This window comes from Silvania sp. (assembly GCF_051656365.1).
Lineage (GTDB): Bacteria > Pseudomonadota > Gammaproteobacteria > Enterobacterales > Enterobacteriaceae > Enterobacter > Enterobacter hatchlandensis.
Genome location: NZ_JBOGBT010000088.1, coordinates 49,424 through 69,789, shown reverse-complemented (window position 1 = coordinate 69,789; position 20,366 = coordinate 49,424). Strand labels below are relative to the sequence as shown.

At 60.1% G+C, this 20,366-nt stretch carries 20 protein-coding genes; 12 read left to right on the top strand and 8 right to left on the bottom strand.

The window, feature by feature from the left end; translation table 11 throughout:
- The first annotated feature begins 197 nt into the window (after positions 1-197).
- Positions 198-1,433 carry an enterobactin transporter EntS gene (gene entS / locus ACRDD5_RS16815; RefSeq protein WP_271283495.1) on the top strand — a complete coding sequence of 412 codons (1,236 nt, stop codon included), beginning with the start codon at positions 198-200 and terminating at the stop codon, positions 1,431-1,433.
- 15 nt (positions 1,434-1,448) lie between these two features.
- Here the strand turns inward: entS and fepB are convergent, their stop codons facing one another.
- Complete coding sequence (fepB, locus tag ACRDD5_RS16810) at positions 1,449-2,408, bottom strand: Fe2+-enterobactin ABC transporter substrate-binding protein (RefSeq protein WP_438677412.1); 960 nt, start codon at positions 2,406-2,408, stop codon at positions 1,449-1,451.
- Positions 2,409-2,595: 187 nt separating this feature from the next.
- Here fepB and entC point away from each other — a divergent pair, with 187 nt between their 5' ends.
- From entC to entH, 5 genes are read left to right on the top strand one after another with little or no spacing between them, the layout of a single operon-like run.
- Positions 2,596-3,771 carry an isochorismate synthase EntC gene (gene entC / locus ACRDD5_RS16805; protein WP_271283497.1) on the top strand — a complete coding sequence of 392 codons (1,176 nt, stop codon included), beginning with the start codon at positions 2,596-2,598 and terminating at the stop codon, positions 3,769-3,771.
- Between the two features lie 9 nt (positions 3,772-3,780).
- Positions 3,781-5,391, top strand: a complete 1,611-nt coding sequence (entE, locus tag ACRDD5_RS16800) for a (2,3-dihydroxybenzoyl)adenylate synthase EntE (RefSeq protein WP_271283498.1) — start codon at positions 3,781-3,783, stop codon at positions 5,389-5,391.
- Positions 5,392-5,401: 10 nt separating this feature from the next.
- The gene (locus tag ACRDD5_RS16795; RefSeq protein ID WP_271283499.1) at positions 5,402-6,256 is read left to right on the top strand and encodes an isochorismatase; all 855 of its coding nucleotides are present in this window, start codon (positions 5,402-5,404) and stop codon (positions 6,254-6,256) included.
- Positions 6,256-7,011, top strand: a complete 756-nt coding sequence (entA, locus tag ACRDD5_RS16790) for a 2,3-dihydro-2,3-dihydroxybenzoate dehydrogenase EntA (RefSeq protein WP_271283500.1) — start codon at positions 6,256-6,258, stop codon at positions 7,009-7,011. Before ACRDD5_RS16795 ends, entA begins: the two co-directional genes overlap by 1 nt.
- Positions 7,012-7,425 carry a proofreading thioesterase EntH gene (gene entH, locus ACRDD5_RS16785; RefSeq protein ID WP_438677411.1) on the top strand — a complete coding sequence of 138 codons (414 nt, stop codon included), beginning with the start codon at positions 7,012-7,014 and terminating at the stop codon, positions 7,423-7,425. It abuts the gene before it with no gap.
- A 210-nt stretch (positions 7,426-7,635) separates the two neighbouring features.
- On the opposite strand, the gene ACRDD5_RS16780 is transcribed toward entH, so the two are convergent.
- The 3 genes from ACRDD5_RS16780 to ACRDD5_RS16770 are packed head-to-tail and all read right to left on the bottom strand — an operon-like array spanning position 7,636 to position 9,943.
- Positions 7,636-8,748, bottom strand: coding sequence for a M20 family metallopeptidase (locus ACRDD5_RS16780; protein ID WP_438677410.1), 1,113 nt, complete (start codon positions 8,746-8,748; stop codon positions 7,636-7,638).
- Positions 8,749-8,762: 14 nt separating this feature from the next.
- Positions 8,763-9,227, bottom strand: a complete 465-nt coding sequence (locus tag ACRDD5_RS16775; RefSeq protein WP_438677409.1) for a YjiG family protein — start codon at positions 9,225-9,227, stop codon at positions 8,763-8,765.
- On the bottom strand, positions 9,227-9,943 hold the full coding sequence (locus tag ACRDD5_RS16770) for a nucleoside recognition domain-containing protein (RefSeq protein ID WP_438677408.1): 717 nt from the start codon (positions 9,941-9,943) through the stop codon (positions 9,227-9,229). The genes ACRDD5_RS16775 and ACRDD5_RS16770 overlap by 1 nt, the downstream gene beginning before the upstream one ends.
- A gap of 292 nt (positions 9,944-10,235) precedes the next feature.
- Here ACRDD5_RS16770 and cstA point away from each other — a divergent pair, with 292 nt between their 5' ends.
- Entirely contained in the window at positions 10,236-12,341 is a 2,106-nt protein-coding gene (gene cstA / locus ACRDD5_RS16765; RefSeq protein ID WP_438677407.1) for a pyruvate/proton symporter CstA, read from the top strand.
- 58 nt (positions 12,342-12,399) lie between these two features.
- Positions 12,400-12,597 (top strand): YbdD/YjiX family protein, encoded by a 198-nt coding sequence (locus ACRDD5_RS16760; protein ID WP_271283506.1) that lies wholly within the window; start codon positions 12,400-12,402, stop codon positions 12,595-12,597.
- On the opposite strand, the gene ACRDD5_RS16755 is transcribed toward ACRDD5_RS16760, so the two are convergent.
- The 4 genes from ACRDD5_RS16755 to ACRDD5_RS16740 form a co-directional block, all read right to left on the bottom strand.
- Entirely contained in the window at positions 12,594-12,998 is a 405-nt protein-coding gene (locus tag ACRDD5_RS16755; RefSeq protein WP_271283507.1) for a helix-turn-helix domain-containing protein, read from the bottom strand. The two genes, ACRDD5_RS16760 and ACRDD5_RS16755, sit on opposite strands and share 4 nt — an antisense overlap.
- A complete protein-coding gene (locus ACRDD5_RS16750; RefSeq protein WP_438677406.1) occupies positions 12,979-13,275 on the bottom strand; it encodes a type II toxin-antitoxin system RelE family toxin in 297 nt (98 codons plus the stop codon). Before ACRDD5_RS16750 ends, ACRDD5_RS16755 begins: the two co-directional genes overlap by 20 nt.
- A 190-nt stretch (positions 13,276-13,465) precedes the next feature.
- Positions 13,466-14,209, bottom strand: coding sequence for an SDR family NAD(P)-dependent oxidoreductase (locus ACRDD5_RS16745; protein ID WP_271283509.1), 744 nt, complete (start codon positions 14,207-14,209; stop codon positions 13,466-13,468).
- Between the two features lie 69 nt (positions 14,210-14,278).
- Complete coding sequence (locus ACRDD5_RS16740) at positions 14,279-15,367, bottom strand: oxidoreductase (protein WP_438677405.1); 1,089 nt, start codon at positions 15,365-15,367, stop codon at positions 14,279-14,281.
- A gap of 160 nt (positions 15,368-15,527) precedes the next feature.
- On the opposite strand from ACRDD5_RS16740, the gene ACRDD5_RS16735 reads away from it, so the two are divergent.
- From ACRDD5_RS16735 to ACRDD5_RS16720, 4 genes are read left to right on the top strand one after another with little or no spacing between them, the layout of a single operon-like run.
- Complete coding sequence (locus ACRDD5_RS16735; protein WP_438677404.1) at positions 15,528-17,030, top strand: sugar ABC transporter ATP-binding protein; 1,503 nt, start codon at positions 15,528-15,530, stop codon at positions 17,028-17,030.
- On the top strand, positions 17,027-18,022 hold the full coding sequence (locus ACRDD5_RS16730) for an ABC transporter permease (protein ID WP_438677403.1): 996 nt from the start codon (positions 17,027-17,029) through the stop codon (positions 18,020-18,022). Before ACRDD5_RS16735 ends, ACRDD5_RS16730 begins: the two co-directional genes overlap by 4 nt.
- Before the next feature lie 20 nt (positions 18,023-18,042).
- Positions 18,043-19,107 carry a sugar ABC transporter substrate-binding protein gene (locus tag ACRDD5_RS16725; RefSeq protein ID WP_438677402.1) on the top strand — a complete coding sequence of 355 codons (1,065 nt, stop codon included), beginning with the start codon at positions 18,043-18,045 and terminating at the stop codon, positions 19,105-19,107.
- Positions 19,104-20,345 (top strand): LVIVD repeat-containing protein, encoded by a 1,242-nt coding sequence (locus tag ACRDD5_RS16720; RefSeq protein ID WP_438677401.1) that lies wholly within the window; start codon positions 19,104-19,106, stop codon positions 20,343-20,345. The genes ACRDD5_RS16725 and ACRDD5_RS16720 overlap by 4 nt, the downstream gene beginning before the upstream one ends.
- Positions 20,346-20,366: the final 21 nt, after the last annotated feature.

Below are 20,366 nucleotides of genomic sequence, written 5' to 3'. Positions count from 1 at the left end.
AGCATGTGCGGCCATTGAATTGGTATAAAAGAAACCATTAAGAGCCTATCCCATTAGGCTATTTTACTTGCCATTTTGAACCAGGGCAGTGCTCGCAATCCTCACGTACGACATGTACGTTCCGGTTGCTGCGCGCTGTCCGTGTTCAAACTGGCTGCGACTATGACGCCTACTGGAATAGGCTCTAAGGCTTTGTAATGACCCGACAATCCTGGCTGCTTAATCTGAGCCTGCTGAAGACCCACCCGGCGTTCCGCGCCGTCTTTATCGCCCGCTTTATCTCCATCCTTTCGCTTGGCCTGCTGGGCGTTGCCGTGCCGGTACAGATCCAGATGATGACCGGCTCCAGCTGGCTGGTGGGGCTTGCCGTCACCTTAACCGGCGGGGCGATGTTTGTCGGCCTGATGGTCGGTGGGGTGCTGGCGGATCGCTACGAGCGTAAGAAGCTGATCTTGCTGGCGCGTGGCACCTGCGGGGTGGGATTTGTCGGCTTATGTCTGAACGCGATGCTGCCTGAGCCCTCATTAATTGCGATTTATGCCCTCGGCCTGTGGGACGGCTTTTTTGCCTCCCTTGGCGTGACGGCGCTGCTGGCGGCGACGCCTGCGCTGGTGGGGCGAGAAAATCTGATGCAGGCAGGCGCCATCACCATGCTGACCGTGCGTCTGGGGTCGGTTATCTCGCCTATGGTCGGCGGCCTGCTGCTGGGCACCGGCAATGTGGCCTGGAACTACGGCCTGGCGGCCGCGGGGACCTTTATCACCACCTTAACATTGCTGCGCCTGCCGCTGCTGCCGCCTCCGCCGCAGCCGCGCGAGCATCCGCTCAAATCCTTGCTGGCGGCGATCCGTTTTCTGTTCAACAGCCCGCTGATCGGCGGGATCGCCCTGCTGGGTGGCCTGCTGACGATGGCGAGCGCGGTGCGCGTACTCTATCCGGCGCTGGCGCAGGAGTGGCAGATGAGCGTGTCGCAGATTGGATTCCTGTACGCCGCCATTCCGCTTGGCGCGGCGCTGGGGGCGTTGACCAGCGGCAACCTGGCGCAGAGTGCGCGGCCGGGGATGATTATGCTGCTGGCCACCTTTACGTCGTTTATTGCAATTGGGCTGTTCAGCCTGATGCCGGTATGGGCGCTGGGCGTGGTCTGTCTGGCACTGTTTGGCTGGCTGAGCGCGGTGAGTTCCCTGTTGCAATACACCCTGATCCAGACCCAGACCCCGGAAGCGATGCTCGGGCGTATTAACGGGCTGTGGACCGCGCAGAACGTCACCGGCGATGCGATTGGCGCGGCGATCCTGGGCGGGCTGGGGGCGATGATGACCCCGGTGGCTTCGGCCAGCAGCAGCGGTTTTGTGCTGGCGATTGTCGGGGCGATGCTGGTATGGGTTTTGGCGGAGTTACGTCGGTTCCGTCAGGAAGCTGCCCCGGTTTAATCCGGGGCAATACCCTTAGCCAAACAGTGTGTTAAGACGCTGCAACACCCGCATCGCGCTGAAATAATCCAGACGGAAGCTTTCGGTGCCCAGCGCCCAGACGCGCTTGTTTTGCACAGCGGGCAGGTGTGCCAGCAGCGGATTGGCGTAGATAGCGTCCACGTCTTTCTGATCCCCGGCAAACAGGAACAGCCCTTCGCCGTTCAGCCCGGTGGCCAGGTTTTCGCCGCCCAGCTGAATAATGTCGTGACGCTTGCCCTGGCTTTGCGAGGCGTTTAATCCAGCGGGCAGGGTGGCAAGGCTAAAGCCCAGCTGTTGCAGCAGCTTGCCCTGCGCGGATTCGGCGGTCCACAGGTTGGCGCTGTGCGCGGCGGCGGTATAGACGATGGCGTTCACCGGCTGCGGCGGCTGTTTAATCCTCTGCTTCACCTGTGCGAGCTGCTTATCGAATTCTGCGATACGCGCCGCGGCCTGGCTTTCTTGCCCGGTAAGGGTGCCCAGTTGGGTTAACAGCGCCTGCCAGCTTTTATCGTCGTAATTGATGATAAGCGTCGGGGCGATGGCCGAGAGCTGATCGTACAGCGCCACGGCTGAATCACCGCCGGTGGCGCTTATCAGGATCAGGTCCGGCATTTGCGCGGCCACCGCTTCAGCACTTGCTTCACCGATGTACAGACGCGTGAGCTGACGCTGTCTGGCGACGTCGCCCCACTGGCGCAGGAAGCCCTGATCGTCCGCCACCCGGTTATTTGGCGTGGTGGCTCCGCTGGCGACCACCGGCGCATCAATTGCCAGCAGCGAGCCGGTGAGGGTGACGCTGGTGGAGACAATCCGCGTCGGTTTGCTCTCGAGAGTATGGCTTCCGTGGCTGTCAGTTACCTGGCGCGGCCAGTCGGCGGCAAGGGCTGAGGTTAATCCTGAAAGTAAAAGTCCGGTTAAAAGCAGGGTGTTACGACAAACGGCAGGCAGTTTCACTAAGGGAGATCCTGTTTTCGTTGAGGTTAATGCTTCTCATTTTCATAAATGAGTCGGATGGATGCAAGCGATAGTCGCACAACTTGCACTGTCTGCGGTTGACAGCGCCGCGCGCTGGGATTAGGTTAGCGAGCGAAAATATAAATGATAATAATTCTTACTGCTTTTATCATTTCAGGAGGATGATATGGATACGTCACTGGCTGAGGATGTTCAGCACATCGCGACCACGCTGCAATCTGACAGCTTCTTTTTTATGTCGCCTTATCGCAGTTTTACCACGTCTGGCTGTTTTGCCCGCTTTTCTGCCCCGGCGGTGGACGGCGACTCACTGGCGAGCGCCTTCCAGCAGCAGTTGGCCCAGGCCTTTGCCGACGCCAAAGCTAACGGCATTGCCAACCCCGTCATGGTGGGGGCGATCCCGTTTGATACCCGCCAGCCGTCGTCGCTGTTTATTCCGCAGCAGTGGCAGAGTTTTGCCCGACCGGCGCGCCAGCAGTCTGCCCGCTACGCCAGCCAGTCGCAGTCGCTGACGGTAAAAACCCGCACGGAGATCCCGGCCCAGCTGGCGTTTGAGGATATGGTCGCCCGCGCCGCGGCGCTGACCGCCACCCCGCGCGTCAATAAAGTGGTGCTCTCGCGCCTGATTGATATTGCCACCGTTGAGAACATCGACAGCAGCGCCCTGCTGGAAAGGCTGATTGCCCAGAACCCGGCCAGCTTTAACTTCCACGTCCCGCTGGAAGATGGCGGCGTGCTGCTCGGTGCCAGCCCGGAGCTGCTGCTGCGCAAAGAGGGGGGGCATTTTAGCTCGCTGCCGCTGGCCGGTTCGGCCCGTCGTCAGCCAGATGACATGCTCGATCGCGAGGCGGGCAATAAGCTGCTGGCCTCGCAGAAAGATCGCCATGAACACGAGCTGGTGACCCAGGCGATGAACGCGGTGCTGACCCCGCGCAGCCATCAGCTGACCATGCCGTCCTCCCCGCAGCTGGTGAACACCCCGACCTTGTGGCACCTGGCAACCCCGGTGGAAGGCGAGGCGCGTGACGATGAAAATGCCCTGACGCTGGCCTGTCTGCTGCACCCGACCCCGGCGCTGAGCGGCTTCCCGCACCTGGCGGCGAAAGAACTGATTGCCGAGCTGGAGCCATTCGATCGCGAACTGTTTGGCGGCATTGTGGGCTGGTGCGACAGCGAAGGCAACGGCGAGTGGGTGGTGACGATCCGCTGCGCGCGCATTCACGCAAATAGTGTGCGCCTGTTTGCCGGCGCTGGCATCGTGCCTGCTTCTTCCCCGGTCGCCGAGTGGCGCGAAACCGGCGTCAAACTGTCCACCATGCTGAACGTTTTTGGCTTGCACTAAGGATTAACCATGACCCTTCCCTTTACCCGCTGGCCCGACGATTTAGCCCGACGCTACCGTGAAAAAGGCTACTGGCAGGATCTGCCCCTGACCGATATTCTGACCCGCCACGCCGACAGCGACGCGCGGGCGATAGTCGACGGCGAGCGCCACCTGAACTGGCGTCAGTTCCACCAGTCCGTCAACAATCTGGCCGCAGCCCTGCAGGCGCAGGGTGTGAAGCGTGGCGAAACCGCGCTGGTGCAGTTGGGCAACGTCGCCGAGTTTTACATCACCTTTTTTGCCCTGCTGCAGGTGGGCGTCGCACCGGTCAATGCGCTCTTCAGCCATCAGCGCAGCGAGCTGAACGCCTACGCGTTGCAGATTGAACCCACGCTGCTGATAGCCGATCGCGCCCACGCCCTGTTTGCGGGCGATGAGTTTCTGAATACCTTTGTCAGTCAACACCGCTCTGTGCGCAGCGTGCTGCTGCGCGGCGATGCTGGCGAGTACGCGCTGGAAGCCGCCATTGCGCGTCCGTCAGAACATTTTGTCGCCACCCCAACGCCAGCTGATGAAGTGGCGTTTTTCCAGCTTTCAGGCGGCAGTACCGGCACGCCAAAGCTGATCCCGCGCACCCACAACGATTATTACTACAGCATCCTGCGCAGTAACGAGATCTGCGCCATTACCGCCGATACCCGTTATCTGAATGCGCTGCCTGCGGCACACAACTTTGCGATGAGCTCCCCCGGCTCGCTGGGGGTGTTTATGGCCGGTGGCTGCGTGGTACTGGCAAACGATCCCAGCGCCACGATCTGCTTCCCGCTGATTGAACAGCATCAGATCACCGTCACCTCGCTGGTGCCGCCTGCAGTGAGCCTGTGGCTGCAGGCCATCAACGAAGGAGCGGGTAACGCCCAACTGGCGTCGTTGCAGCTGCTGCAGGTGGGCGGGGCGCGACTCTCCGCGACCCTGGCAACGCGTATTCCGGCGGAGATCGGCTGCCAGCTCCAGCAGGTATTTGGCATGGCTGAAGGGCTGGTGAACTACACCGCCCTGGATGATTCCCCGGAGCGTATCACCAACACCCAGGGCCGCCCGATGTGTCCGGACGATGAAGTCTGGGTGGCCGATGAACACGGCAATCCGCTGCCGCGCGGCGAGGTGGGCCGCCTGATGACGCGCGGGCCGTACACCTTCCGCGGCTATTACAAAAGCCCGGAGCACAACGCCAGCGCCTTTGATGAGAACGGCTTTTACTGTTCCGGGGATCTGATCGCCATCGACGAGCAGGGATACATTACCGTGCAGGGGCGCGAGAAAGATCAGATCAACCGCGGCGGGGAAAAGATCGCCGCCGAAGAGATCGAAAACCTGCTCCTGCGCCATGAGACGGTGATCCACGCAGCCCTCGTCAGCATGGAAGACAGCCTGCTGGGCGAGAAGAGCTGCGCGTATCTGGTGGTGAAACAGCCCCTGCGCGCAGTCGAGGTGCGCCGTTTCCTGCGCGAGCAGGGCGTGGCTGAATTCAAACTGCCGGATCGCGTGGAGTGCCTGGATGCACTGCCGCTGACGCCGGTGGGCAAAGTCGATAAAAAACAATTACGCCTGTGGCTGGCCGAACGGGCGCAGGGCTGAGGAGCATACAATGGCAATTCCAAAATTAACCGGCTACGCGCTGCCAGGCGCAAGCGATCTCCCGACCAATAAAGTGAGCTGGGCGCTGGAGCCCGCGCGCGCGGCGCTGCTGATCCACGACATGCAGGAGTATTTTCTCAACTTCTGGGGCGATAACTGCCCGATGATGGAGCAGGTGGTCGCCAATATCGCGGCGCTGCGTGACTATGCCAAAAAGCACAATATCCCGGTTTATTACACCGCCCAGCCAAAAGAGCAGAGCGATGAAGACCGCGCCCTGCTGAACGACATGTGGGGGCCGGGCCTGACCCGCTCGCCGGAGCAGCAGCGCATCGTGGCCGCGCTGGCCCCGGACGAGGCCGATACCGTGCTGGTGAAGTGGCGCTACAGCGCATTTCACCGCTCGCCGCTGGAGCAGATGCTGAAAGAGAGCGGTCGCGACCAGCTGATCATCACCGGCGTGTATGCCCACATCGGCTGCATGACCACCGCCACCGACGCCTTTATGCGCGACATCCAGCCATTCTTCGTCGCCGATGCGCTGGCAGATTTCAGCCGCGACGAGCACCTGATGTCGCTCAACTACGTGGCCGGGCGCTCTGGTCGGGTGGTGATGACTGACGAACTGCTGCCGTCGGTACCGGCCAGCAAGGCGGCGCTGCGGGCGCTGATCCTGCCGCTGCTGGACGAGTCCGACGAGCCAATGGATGACGAAAACCTGATCGACTACGGTCTGGATTCGGTGCGCATGATGGCGCTGGCGGCGCGCTGGCGCAAAGTGCACGGCGACATTGATTTTGTGATGCTGGCGAAAAACCCGACCCTCGATGCCTGGTGGGCACTGCTCTCCCGCGAGGTGAAATAATGGCCGGGCTGGATTTTAGCGGCAAAACCGTCTGGGTGACCGGGGCCGGAAAAGGCATCGGCTACGCCACCGCGCAGGCCTTCGCACAAGCGGGCGCAGAGGTGACCGGTTTTGACATCGCCTTCCCGCAGGCAAGCTATCCGTTTGCAACTGAAACGCTGAACGTGGCGGACGCGCAGCAGGTGGCTGATGTCTGCGGCCGATTGCTCAACGATCTGACCCGTCTGGATGTGCTGGTCAATGCCGCCGGTATTTTGCGCATGGGGGCCACCGAGCAGCTGTCGCAGGACGACTGGCAGCAGACTTTTGCGGTCAACGTTGGCGGGGCCTTCAACCTGTTCCAGCAGACGATGGGCCAGTTCCGTCGTCAGCAGGGCGGGGCGATTGTCACCGTCGCCTCTGATGCCGCGCACACGCCGCGTATCGGTATGAGCGCCTATGGCGCCTCGAAAGCGGCGCTGAAAAGCCTGGCGCTGACCGTCGGCCTGGAGCTGGCGGGCAGCGGCGTGCGCTGTAACCTGGTGTCGCCGGGTTCAACCGATACCGACATGCAGCGTACCCTGTGGGTGAGTGATGATGCCGAACAGCAGCGCATTCGCGGTTTTGGCGAGCAGTTCAAGCTGGGCATTCCACTGGGCAAAATCGCCCGTCCCGAAGAGATCGCCAGCACCGTGCTGTTCCTCGCCTCTGACCACGCCAGCCACATCACGCTGCAGGATATCGTGGTTGATGGCGGCTCGACGCTGGGGGCCTAGATGATCTGGAAACGGCATTTATCGCTGGAAGCGCTCAACGCCACCAGCCTGAACACGATGGTGGCGCATCTGGGGATTGTCTATACGCAGATTGGCGACGACACGCTTGAAGCCGAGATGCCGGTGGATACCCGCACCCATCAACCGTTTGGCCTGCTTCACGGCGGGGCGTCCGCGGCACTGGCGGAGACGCTGGGGTCGATGGCCGGTTTTCTGATGACCCGTGACGGGCAGAGCGTGGTGGGAACGGAGCTGAATGCCACCCATCACCGCGCGGTGTCGCAGGGAAAGGTGCGCGGCGTTTGTCAGCCGCTGCACCTGGGGCGTACCAGCCAGAGCTGGGAAATCGTGGTGTTTGACGAGCAGGGACGGCGCTGCTGTACCTGCCGGTTAAGTACGATGGTGCTGGGGTAAGTTGAGATTGTGCGCTCTGGGCCCCTCACCCCGGCCCTCTCCCCAAAGAGGAGAGGGTGAAAAGCAGATCGAGCACAATCTTAAACCCCGCACCGGACTGTTCCCTCTCTCCAAAGAGGAGAGGGTGAAAAGCAGAGCGAGCACAATCTAAAACTCCGCACCGGACTGTTCCCTCTCCCCTATGGGGAGAGGGTTAGGGTGAGGGGACCTTTACAGCATCGACACTACCCGCTTTAACAACCGAATCCGCGGCTCAATGGAGGCTTTATCCAGCCACTCAGCCGGACTGTGGAAACCGGCCCCGGTCGGGCCAAAGCCGTCGAGGGTAGGAATGCCCAGCGCGGCAGTATGGTTAGCATCGCTGCCGCCGCCCACCGCCTGCCAGGTGATGGCGATCCCTTCTTCACTGCCTGCTTTTTCAACCAGCTGCATCAATGCGCGCGTCCCGTCGCTGGCGGCCATTGCCGGTTTGTGATTCACCCGGGTGAGGGTGGTGGTGACGCCGTCGAGGAAGCCCCTGGCGCACAAAGACGCCAGTGCCTGATGTACCCGATCGCACTCGTCATTTTCCCAGAAACGGACGTCGAGTTCGGCAGTGGCGCTGTCTGCCACCACGTTGCCCGCGCTGCCGCCGCTTATCACCCCGACGTTCAGGGTGGTGCCGCGCGCCAGATCCGTTAAGCCGTTGATAGCCAGAATACTGTGGGCGAGGGCCACGATTGCCGAGCGGCCTTTCTCCGGATCGTTGCCGGCATGGGCCGCCACGCCGCTGAATTCGAGCGTGTAACCCGCCATCCCTTTACGCGCTTTCACCAGCGATCCGTCGGCGCGTGCGGCTTCGCACACCAGCACGCAGCGGGACCGTTTCGCCAGCTCGCCAATCCAGTGGTGGGAGTACACGGAACCGGTCTCTTCGTCGGGGTTCATCGCTACCGCTATCGACAGCCGTGCGTTATCTGCCGCATCCAGTCCGCGCATTGCCCACAGAATGTTCAGCAGGCCGCTTTTCATGTCCGAGACGCCGGGGCCGTACAGACGCGTCTCATCCTGACTCAGCGGGCGCTGCGCCACGGTACCGGGGGCAAAGACGGTGTCCAGATGGCCGACCAGCAGCACGTCAAAGCGGTCGGCCGGCGGCGTGTTGGTGACCAACACGCCGGGGCCGACCTTATCGCCCAAATCAATCTGTTCAGTGTGCCAGCCTTCGGCCTGCCAGAGGCGCTGCATAATGCCTGCGACCCTGGCGACGCCGTCGAGGGTTTTGGTGCCGCAGTCGACGTTGACCAGCATTTTCAGTTCATCGATGTAGTGTTCAAGATTCATGGGGACGTCCTTTTTCAGAGAATAATGCGCATCAGCAGCATGGCTAAGAAGGCGTTGATAACCGAAATGCCGATCATCAATGGAATACGGGTGGCGCGGGTGCCAATTACCCCCAGAATGCGCCCGAGATACTGCACCTGCGAGCCCATCAGGTAGATGGCCGGGGCGAGGATCGCCAGGTGCTCACCGGTCAGTATGCCTTTATCAAACAGGCCGATGGCAACGCCAATCCCACCGCCCATCGACATCCAGCCGCCAATCAGCACTGCGGCGGCTTCGCCTGGCAGGCCAAACAACCCCATCAGTGGAGCGAATATCAGCCCCAGGCCTTTCAGCGCGCCGGTGATCTCCAGCGCTTTGATGATAATAAAGGCCATCACCACGTTCGGCAGGGTGCTGCTGGTGGCGATGCTCCAGCCCTTGCGGGCGCCTTCGACAAAAACATCGGTAATAACGGGGTTCGATTGCGGGGCGCTCATCAGGCTTCTCCTTTTGCCGGGTTAGTGGCCGGAGCTTTCGTCTGGAATCTCACGATCAGGCGCATCATGTTTGCGCCGACGATTTTCATGATAAACATCACCGCGATGCAGGCCCCAATGGAGGTGGGCACCGCCGCTGTGCCGTCGACGGCTATCAGGGTGAAGAGAATCGCGCCGGACGAGAAGAAGTTGGTAATCATCGCCCCGGCCGAGAACTGGAACATGGCGAAGACATCTTTTTCGTTCTCGGTGATTTGCCCTTCATCGGCGAGGTTGCGGGTCAGGGACGCGCCCACGTCGGTGCTTTGCAGGCTGCCAATCATCGCAAGCCCAGTGGTGCCAGGGATCCCCAGCAGCGGGCGCAGCAGCGGCGTCAGTAGCTTGCGGGCGGCACGTAGGGCCCCGTAATGCTCCAGCACGTTGATCATCCCGAGGGCAAACATCACCGCCGGGATCAGCCCAAGCGCGAACAAAAAGCCGTCCATCGCGCCGCTGCCGCCGGTGCCGCGAAAGGCGCTGGTGGCAGTCGTTAAAGTGCCATCGTCCAGGCTGGCTTTACTGACCACCTTGCCGAATGCGCCGTTCAGTGTGGTGAAATCAAATACGCCGTACCACTCTTTTCCGCCTAACAGGCCGGAGAAAAAGACCGCTGCAAAGGCCAGCGCAAAATACGCGCCTGGCCCCACCTTGTACTCCTCAGGGTGTGAACTTTTCATTTTCATTTCCTTGTTAAATGTGTGGTCTTGCACGGTCATTCTGGTGGGATTACCCATAAAAAAACTGATGTAAATCATTCTGTAATGATGGGTAAGGGAGAATTTGCGCGAAGTGTGAGCTGGAGAGCGGGTGTCGGGAGCCGCGTTCAGGGTGAAAGTGATCGGCTTAACAATGTTATGTAAATGACTGGTTGGATGTCTGCTTTTGTGTGTAGTTGAGTTGTTAAATCTTAAGCGAGTGTTATAGATACAAAATGTAACATCTCACTTCTGCGATGATGGAAACCATAAAATGATTAATTCAGGGAAATACCTCATCTGGGCTGCGCTCTCCGTGGTGGGGGCCTTTGCGTTGGGCTATATCGCCCTTAATCGCGGGGAACAGATTAATGCGCTGTGGATAGTGGTTGCCGCAGTCTGTATTTATCTGATTGCCTATCGCTTTTACGGGAAGTTTATTGCTCATAACGTGCTCGCGGTTGACGCCACGCGCATGACGCCTGCGGTGCGGCATAACGACGGTCTGGACTATGTGCCGACCGACAAAAAAGTGCTGTTCGGTCACCATTTTGCCGCCATCGCCGGGGCCGGACCGCTGGTCGGGCCGGTGCTTGCCGCGCAGATGGGCTATCTGCCGGGGATGATCTGGATCCTCGCCGGCGTAGTGCTGGCCGGTGCGGTGCAGGACTTTATGGTGCTGTTCGTCTCTACCCGCCGCGACGGGCGTTCGCTCGGCGAGCTGGTGAAAGAGGAGATGGGCCCGACCGCCGGGGTGATTGCGCTGGTGGCCTGCTTCATGATTATGGTGATTATCCTCGCGGTACTGGCGATGATCGTGGTGAAAGCCCTGACCCACAGCCCGTGGGGAACCTACACCGTGGCCTTTACCATCCCGCTGGCGATTTTTATGGGCGTCTATATTCGCTATCTGCGTCCGGGGCGCATCGGTGAAGTGTCGGTGATTGGCCTGTTCTTCCTGATCTTCGCCATTATCTCGGGCGGCTGGGTAGCTGAGAGCCCAACCTGGGCGCCGTACTTTGACTATACCGGCGTGCAGCTCACGTGGATGCTGGTGGGCTATGGCTTTGTCGCCGCGGTGCTGCCGGTATGGCTGCTGCTGGCGCCGCGCGATTACCTCTCTACCTTCCTGAAAATCGGCACCATCATTGGGCTGGCGATCGGGATTCTGATCATGCGCCCAACCCTGACCATGCCTGCGCTGACCAAGTTTATTGACGGCACGGGCCCGGTCTGGTCCGGGAGCATGTTCCCGTTCCTGTTTATCACCATCGCCTGTGGCGCGGTGTCTGGCTTCCATGCGCTGATCGCTTCCGGCACCACGCCGAAGATGCTGGCGAATGAGAACCAGGCCTGCTTTATCGGCTACGGCGGCATGCTGATGGAGTCCTTCGTCGCCATTATGGCGCTGGTCTCGGCCTGTATTATCGATCCGGGCGTCTACTTTGCGATGAACAGCCCGATTGCGGTGCTGGCTCCGGCCGGAACGGTGGATGTAGTGGCGTCTGCGGCGCAGGTAGTCAGCGGCTGGGGCTTTGCCATTACCCCGGAAACCTTGACCCAGATTGCCAACGAAGTGGGCGAGCAGTCGATTATCTCCCGTGCGGGCGGTGCGCCGACCCTGGCGGTAGGGATGGCCTACATTCTGCACGGCGCGCTGGGCGGGCTGATGGACGTCTCCTTCTGGTATCACTTCGCCATTCTGTTCGAGGCGCTGTTTATCCTGACGGCGGTGGATGCGGGAACCCGTGCGGCGCGCTTTATGCTGCAGGATCTGCTGGGGGTGATTTCTCCGGGGCTGAAACGCACCGAATCGCTGCCGGCCAACCTGCTGGCGACGGCGCTGTGCGTGCTGGCCTGGGGTTACTTCCTCCATCAGGGGGTGGTCGATCCGCTGGGCGGTATCAACACCTTGTGGCCGCTGTTCGGTATCGCTAACCAGATGCTGGCCGGGATGGCGCTGATGCTTTGTGCGGTGGTGCTGTTCAAGATGAAGCGGCAACGCTACGCCTGGGTGGCGCTGGTACCGACCTCCTGGCTGCTGATCTGTACCCTGACCGCCGGCTGGCAGAAGGCCTTTAGCGCCGATGCCAAAGTGGGCTTCCTCGCGATCGCCAACAAGTTCCAGGCGATGATCGACAGCGGCAACATTCCGGCGCAGTATACGAAATCACAGCTGTCACAGCTGGTGTTCAACAACCGTCTGGATGCCGGGCTGACCATCTTCTTTATGGTGGTGGTTGTGGTGCTGGCGCTGTACTCTGTGAAGACGGCCCTGGCGGCCCTGAAACAGGACAAGCCAACCGCGAAAGAGACGCCGTATGAGCCGATGCCTGCTAACTATCAAGAGATTGTGACCCAGGTGAAAAGGGCGCATTAATCCCTCACCTTAACCCTCTCCCCAGCGGGGAGAGGGGATAAATACGAGACGTAACCTTATGTTCGATACCCTGTCAAAAGCCGGTAAATACTTAGGCCAGGCGGCCAAAATGATGATTGGTGTGCCGGACTACGATAACTATGTCGAGCATATGCGCATCACCCACCCTGACCAGGCTCCAATGACCTACGAGGAGTTCTTCCGCGAGCGCCAGGAAGCGCGCTATGGCGGCAAGGGCGGCGCGAAGTGCTGTTAACCCTCTTTCGGTAAATACAAACTGATCTGTTCCTGCTTACAGCCGTAAATGGCGGCCAGTTTTTCACGGGTGCGTTTTTGCGGACGAGAATCTACCGCCTCAAGCTGTGACACGGCGGACTGGCTGATGCCCAGTTTGTCGGCGACGTCCTGTTGGGATAAGCCGCAGTGAATGCGCCAGGCGGCCTGTAGGCTGACATTTTCGCTGTGCATCAGGTTACAGACTTCTCCCGGCAAACCCACGTTGTCATAGATATCTGATTCGTAGGGGATGTCTTCCCATTCGCTCTCGTCATCGTCGTCATAATCCAGCATGGCTAAGCGCATGCGAAAATAATCACTGTACGGAATGACGGCATATTGCGCTTTTCCTTCTTCATCCTTAATTATCTGAACAGTCATATTTCGTATGCTCCTCGTGAAGATAGGTGGTGGTTGTTCGACGTTTAACTGACACAACGTGGCAGGTATTACTCTGCTGATACGCTAATGTGTAGATGACTCTGTAGTCACCTATTCGCAATCGATAGTGGTTTTCGGATGAGGATAATTTCTTAATATCCGCGACAGGTGCGGCGGCGTCATCCATTGTTTCCCGCCTTGACTTAATGCGCTTCTGATACCGACTATCGATTTTAGAAAATTGCTTCTCTGCGGTTTTTGACCAGACAATCTCCATCCGTACCTCCACTGTACGCCCACACGAAATATAAGGAAATAATAAGACTATTAGATAAATTCCGAATGTCTTATGGGGTACTGTAGAGCGGGGATCAAACCGGCGAAAGCGGCAAAACCTCAACCGTCGAGGCGGCGCGAAAGCGCCTCTGTCGGGCGACAGAGGCGGACATAAAAGATGCGATCAGGCTTCAGGCATTCAGCCCGCCGTCGACATCCAGCCCGGTGCCGGAGATCTGCCCGGCGGCGGGGCTGGCCAGAAACGTCACCGCTGCGGCGATATCTTCCGGCTGGCCGTAATGCCCGGTGGCAATGAGCTGACGCTGAGAGTCGGCCTGCTCGCCGTCCTCCGGGTTCATATCACTGTTGGTCGGGCCAGGATGCACCAGGTTTACCGTGATGCCGCGCGGGCCCAGATCGCGCGCCAGACCACGGGTCAGGGAGTTGAGTGCAGATTTGGTCATCGAATAGACAGAGATGCCGGGCTGGGCCACGCGGTTTGCCAGACAGCTGCCGATATTAATGATGCGCCCGCCCTCGGAGAGATGCGCGAGTGCAGCCTGGGTGGCAATCACTACCCCACGGATGTTGACGTTGATCAGCGCATCAATGTCCGCCAGCGTCATCGCTTCCAGCGGACCCCCGCGCGCAATCCCGGCATTGTTGACCAGAATATCCAGCCCGCCGAGGGTGCGCGCCGCGTGCGTGACGGCATCCTGAATGGCCTGCGCGCTGGCGCTGTCGGCCTGAATCGCCGCGCTTTGTCGCCCAAGAGCCGTAATTTCATCCGCCACGGCCTGGGCTTTGTCGGCGGATTTTTCATAGGTGATAACCACATCAGCGCCCGCCTGAGCAAGCGACAGCGCGATGGCGCGGCCCAGGCCCCGGCTGCCGCCGGTAACCAGCGCCTTCTTACCTGTTAAATCGATCTGCATGATGACCTCGTTAGAGAGTGGTGAGAACCCTCATTAGGTATAGAAGGCGCTTGCCCGGCGTCAATGCGCTTAGCGGGTGAGGTTTTCCACTTTCTCAAATGCGGCGCGCAGAACATCCGCTGTGAGCGGGATCGGCAGGGCGTGAATCGACTCCACCGGACGCAGGGTATGGGCGATGACTCTATCCAGTTCCTCGCGGTTGTGGATGTCCACTTCCAGCGCGCGCAGGGTGGTTGGCAGGTTGAATCGCTGGTACGCCGCCACCAGTTCGTTCAACACGTCGTCCTGGTTGAGCAGGGCGCTCTGGACCAGAATGCCGTACGCCACTTTGGTGCCGTGCAGGAACGGGGCGGTCTGCGGCAGCACGGTTAAACCGTTATGCACCGCATGCGCGGCGGCCACGCGGGTGTAGCGCTCGCCGAGCCCGCCGACCATGCCTCCACCGGCGATAATGGCATCCACCACGTCGCGAAAGTCCTGCGTCACCTCACCGCGCGCCTGGTCGGCCAGCGCCTGCTCGCTCTGTTCCAGCAGCACGTCGCGGATCGCCAGCGCGCCGTTAATTCCGAGCCGGACCGTCAGGGGCAGGTTTTCAGGCTGCGGGGCCAGCACTACCGCTTCGTACCACTTCGCCAGCGTATCGCCGATCCCCGCCAGCAGGTATTCCGCCGGGGCGTTGAGGATAATCTCAGGCTCGACCAGCACCAGGTAGTTGGCGTCATCAAAAATTTCAAAATGCAGCGCCTGCCCGGCATCGTTGTACCACACCGACAGCGGGGTCCACGCCGCGCAGGTCGCCGCGATGGTCGGGATCGCCACCACCGGCAGCCCCAGACGCCGCGCCACCGCTTTAACCGTATCCAGCAGGGCGCCACCGCCGACGCCAATCACCACGCTGCGATCGCTTCCGGCCTCCTGCGCCAGCTGGTTGACGTCGTGCTCGCTGCAGTGGCCGGTAAACAGCAGCCGTTTTGCCCCCTCTGCATGGAAGCTCTCTGGCAGGAAGGGTTGTGCACCGGCAATGGCGCGTTCACCGTAGATCCACACCGCGCGGTCGAGTTGCTCCGGGGTAAAGAAATCGTGCAGGCGGGCAAGGGCCCCGGCGTGGGAGTAGTAGTTGGCCGGGCCGGGAACGACGCGGATATCAGTGTTGCTCATGTTGTTGTCCTTTTTGCGAAGCGCTAACCTGATGTTATGTCTGGACATCCGGATGGCTAATATTATTTTGCTTTATCTTATGCTTTTTCTGTCGTTGCCAGCCAGACCCGGCTGTGAAAAATTCTATAAATCAAAAGATTAATCATAGGGATCACGGCGGATGATAACCAGTCGCCTCGAGATGCGTGGCATCAGCCTGGCCTTTTCGGGCTTTCAGGCGCTGTCGCGCGTCGATTTTACGCTGACGGGCGGATCGGTTCACGCGCTCACCGGCGCGAACGGTGCCGGGAAATCCACTCTGATGGCGGTGCTGTGCGGCACGCACGCGCGCTATGAAGGCGAAATCAGCATTAACAATCAGCCGGTCGCCATTCGCGAACCGGTCGATGCCAAACGGCTGGGCATTCATCTGGTGCAGCAGGAAGTGGACGTGGCGCTGATCCCCGGCCTCAGTATTGCCGAAAATATCATGCTCGACCATCTGGCGCAGCCGGGACATCGCTACCGCTGGGGTACCGTGCGCGAGCAGGCCCGTCAGGCGCTGGCGCAGCTGGACGTCACTCTCGACGTGCGCCGCTCCATCGACAGCTGCTCGCTGGCCGAAAAGCAGCAGATTTTGCTGGCGCGGGCGCTCTCCCATCACTGTCGTTTTCTCATTCTGGATGAACCCACCGCGCCGCTGGACGCTCATGAGAGCGAACGGCTGTTCGCGGTGGTGCGTCGTTTGCAGCAGCAGGGGATTGGGGTGGTGTTTATCTCGCACCGCATTCATGAGCTGAAAGCGATCTGCGACACCTTAACCGTGCTGCGCGACGGCAAGATGATTGAGTCCGGGCCGATGGCCGAGCTGAGCGGCGAGGCGATTGTCGAGAAGATGCTCGGCCACGAGTTGAGCGATATCTATCCGCCTGCACGCCCGGCCTACAGTGATGAAACCCTGCTCCGCGTAGAGGGATTGCATGACGAAGGGCTGCTGAAGGATATCTCCCTGCACCTGCGCAAAGGCGAAATCCTCGGGATTGCCGGGCTGGCGGGGGCCGGGAAAACGGAACTCTGCAAAGCGCTGTTTGGTGCCAGCAAAAGTCGGGTAGCGAAGGGCGAACTGAACCAGCAGCCTTGGAAACCGCGGGACCCGGCGGATTCGGTACTGCGCGGACTGGCGCTGGTGCCGGAAGAGCGGCGCAAAGAGGGCATTTTTATCGATGAGCCGGTAAGCATGAACCTGGCCGTCAGCGCCGATAACACGTTCTCGCGCTGGAGCCTGTTCGGCCACCGTCAGGCGTGGCGCTGGGCGGAAGAGGTGATTGCCCGGGTCGGCGTGCGTACGCGCGGCCCGGGGCAGGTACTGCGTCGGTTGTCCGGCGGTAATCAACAGAAAGTGGCGATTGGCAAATGGCTGCGCGGGAATGCGCAGGTGCTGATCTTCGACGAGCCTACCAAAGGGGTGGACGTGAAGGCCAAAACCGACCTGTTCCAGCTGATCGACGGCCTGGCGCGGGAAGGCAAAGGAGTGATTTACGCCTCGGGCGAATTCGCCGAGCTGGTAGGCCTCTGCGACCGCATCTGCGTGCTGTGGGACGGGCGCATTGTGGCGGAAGTGGACGGGGCAAGCGCCCGCGAAGAGACATTACTTTATTATTCAACCGGAGGAACGGCGTCGTGAGCAAGGCCCTTTCAGTGACTGCGGCGGCGTCTGGCCGTCAGCAAATTTTCGATTTTCTCTATAAATGGGGCATGTTGCTGACGGTGGTCGCGCTGGTGGCCATTTTTGGCGTGGCGTCGGAGAACTTCCTCGATCCCTTTAACATCATCAACATTCTGCGCTCCATCGCCATCGTGACGGTGATTGCTATTGGCGTCTCCATCTCGCTGACCGTCGGCGGGTTTGATCTTTCGGTCGGCTCGACCGCGTCGCTGGCGAACGCGCTGGTGATCTCACTCTTCGTCTGGCACGGCTTTGGCACCACCGAGTCGATCCTGATTACCCTGGCGCTCTGTACCCTGGTCGGGCTGTTTAACGCCTTTTTGATTGTCATCCTGCGCATTCCGGACATGCTCGCCACGCTGGCCAGCCTGTTTGTGATTCAGGGCGTGGCGATGACCTACAGCTACGGCGGATCGATTACCGAAAACATGGTTCTGCCGAGCGGTGACATGGCCGAAGGCGTTATTCCGGCTGCGTTTGGCGCGCTGGGGCAGGTACCCACCATCGTCATTATTATGCTGGCAGTGACCGTACTGGCGCAGCTGGGGCTGTCGCTGACCACCCACGGGCGGCGGATGTACGCCATTGGTGGCAACCCCGAGGCGGCGCGTCTGTCCGGCATTCGCACCACCCGCTACAAGGTGGCAGCTTACGTGATTGCTTCGCTGCTGGCCGGTCTGGGCGGCATTCTGCTGGCCTCGCGCATTGGCTCCTCGCAGGTGAATGCGGGCGGTGGCTATCTGATGGATGCGGTGGCAGCAGCGTGGATCGGCTTTTCGCTGGCGGGTTCCGGTAAACCGAATGCGCTGGGCACGCTGGTGGGGGCGGTGATCCTCGGCGTGCTCTCCAACGGGCTGGTGATGCTCTCGGTGCCGTATTACGCGATGGACATTATAAAAGGGCTGGTGCTGGCGGTTGCGCTGGCAATCACCTACATACAAAAACGTTAACAACACAACGGAAAATCATAATGAAAAAAATTGCACTCTCTTTAGTTGCGCTGGGGTTACTGTCATCGTTACCGGGCTACGCCGCAACACCTGCACCGGTTCCGGCCGCGATTGCCAACCATGACGGACAGATCCGGATTGCGGTGATCCGTAACCTGGGCTCGGACGACAACACCACCCAGTTTGTCTCCGGTGCCATTCAGGAAGGGAAAAAGCTCGGCTTTAAGGTCAGCACCTTTTTAAGCAACGGTGATGACGCCAAATTCCAGGACTTCGTGAACCAGGCGATCAGCCAGAAATACGACGGCATTATCCTCTCTCAGGGCCGCGATCCTTACTCCACCGCGCTTATCAAAAAAGCGGTCGATGCAGGGATCAAAGTGGCCGTGTTTGATACCGCCGTGAACGGCGAGATCCCGGGCGTAACCGTCACCCAGCAGGATGACGCCTCCCTGACCAATCTCTCGTTCGGCCAGCTGGTGAAAGACTTCAACGGCAAGGCTAACATCATCAAGCTGTGGGTAGCTGGCTTCCCGCCAATGGAGCGTCGTCAGACCGCCTATCAGGAACTGCTCAAGCAGAACCCGGGCATCAAAGAGCTGGAATCTATCGGCGCGGTCTCCTCTGACGTGCAGGGCGATACCGCCAACAAGGTGGGTGCAGTGCTGGCGAAATACCCGAAAGGCAAGATCGACGCCATCTGGGGTACCTGGGATGCCTTCAGCCAGGGCGCGTATAAAGCCCTGAAAGAGAACGGCCGTACCGAGATCAAACTCTACAGCATCGATATCTCTAACCAGGATCTCCAGCTGATGCGCGAAGCGAACAGTCCGTGGGTAGTGAGCGTGGCGGTGGATCCGAAGCTGATTGGTGCCACCAACGTGCGTCTCATTGCCAACAAGATTGCCGGTGAAACCACCCCGGCAACCTATGACTTTAAAGCGGCAGCAATCCCGCAGGCGCTGCTGTCGGCACAGCCTGGCGCGGTGAACGTGGCGTCACTGGGCAAAATCATTCCGGGCTGGGGCCAGACCGAAGACTTTATCGCACCGTGGTTTGCGACCCTGGAAGCGAAAAACAAATGAGTGTTTTGCCCACACCCGAATACAGCCGCAATATGCGGCTGATTGGCCACAGCGATCAGGGCGGTCGCCCGGATGGCGTGCAGCTGATGGTGCATCGCGGCTTTGCTTATATCGGCCATATGGTGTCACAGGGTTTTTCGATTGTTGACGTGCGCGATCCGAAAAACCCGAAAGCGGTGGGCTATGTGCCCGCGCCGCCCGGCACCTGGAACGTACACCTGCAGGCCCACGACGATCTGCTGCTGGTGATCAACGCCCGGGATCTGTTTGCCGATGCCCGTTTTGCGGATGAAAAGGTCTACTACACCCGCCAGGTGGGGGAGACGGTCAGCGACGTGCAGGACAAAGGCTGGAGCGCGGGGTTGCGTATTTTTGATATTTCGACCCCGGATAAGCCGCGCGAAATCAGCTTCCTGTCGCTGGACGGGATTGGCATTCACCGCATCTGGTACGTTGGCGGGCGCTGGGCCTACGTCTCGGCGCTGATTGACGGCTTTACCGATTACATCTTCCTGACCATCGATCTGGCGGATCCGCGTAAACCGGAGGTCGCCGGGCGCTGGTGGCTGCCGGGGATGCACCAGGCCGCAGGGGAAACTCCCGACTGGCCTGAGGGCAAACGCTATGCGTTGCACCACGCGATTATCGCTGGCGATACCGCCTACGGCAGCTGGCGCGACGGCGGCCTGACGTTGTTGGATGTGAAAGATCGCAGCCAGCCGAGGCTTATCAGCCATCGCAACTGGAGCCCACCGTTTGGGGGTGGCACCCATACCGCGCTGCCGCTGCCGGACCGGGATCTGCTGGTGGTGCTGGACGAAGCGGTGCTCGACAATCAGGAGGATGGTGAAAAACACATCTGGCTGTTTGATATTCGCGAGCCGTCGAACCCCGTTAGCATCTCCACCTTCCCGCAGCCGAACGAAAGGGATTACGTGGCAAAAGGGGCGCACTTCGGGCCGCACAACCTGCACGAAAACCGTCCTGGGAGCTTTGTCAGCTCAACGCTGATTTTTGCCACGTATCAGAATGCGGGCGTGAGGGCGTATGACATTTCGGACCCGTATCGGCCGGTGGAGACCGGGGCGCTGGTTCCCGCAGCACCCGCAAGGATGATGGATACCCGACCGAATCGCCCGCAGGTGATCCAGTCGTGCGATGTGTTTGTCGATGCGCAGGGAATCATTTACAGCACGGATTACAACGGCGGGTTGTCGGTGATTGAGTATCTGGGGTAAACCTCCTCTCCCGAAGGGAGA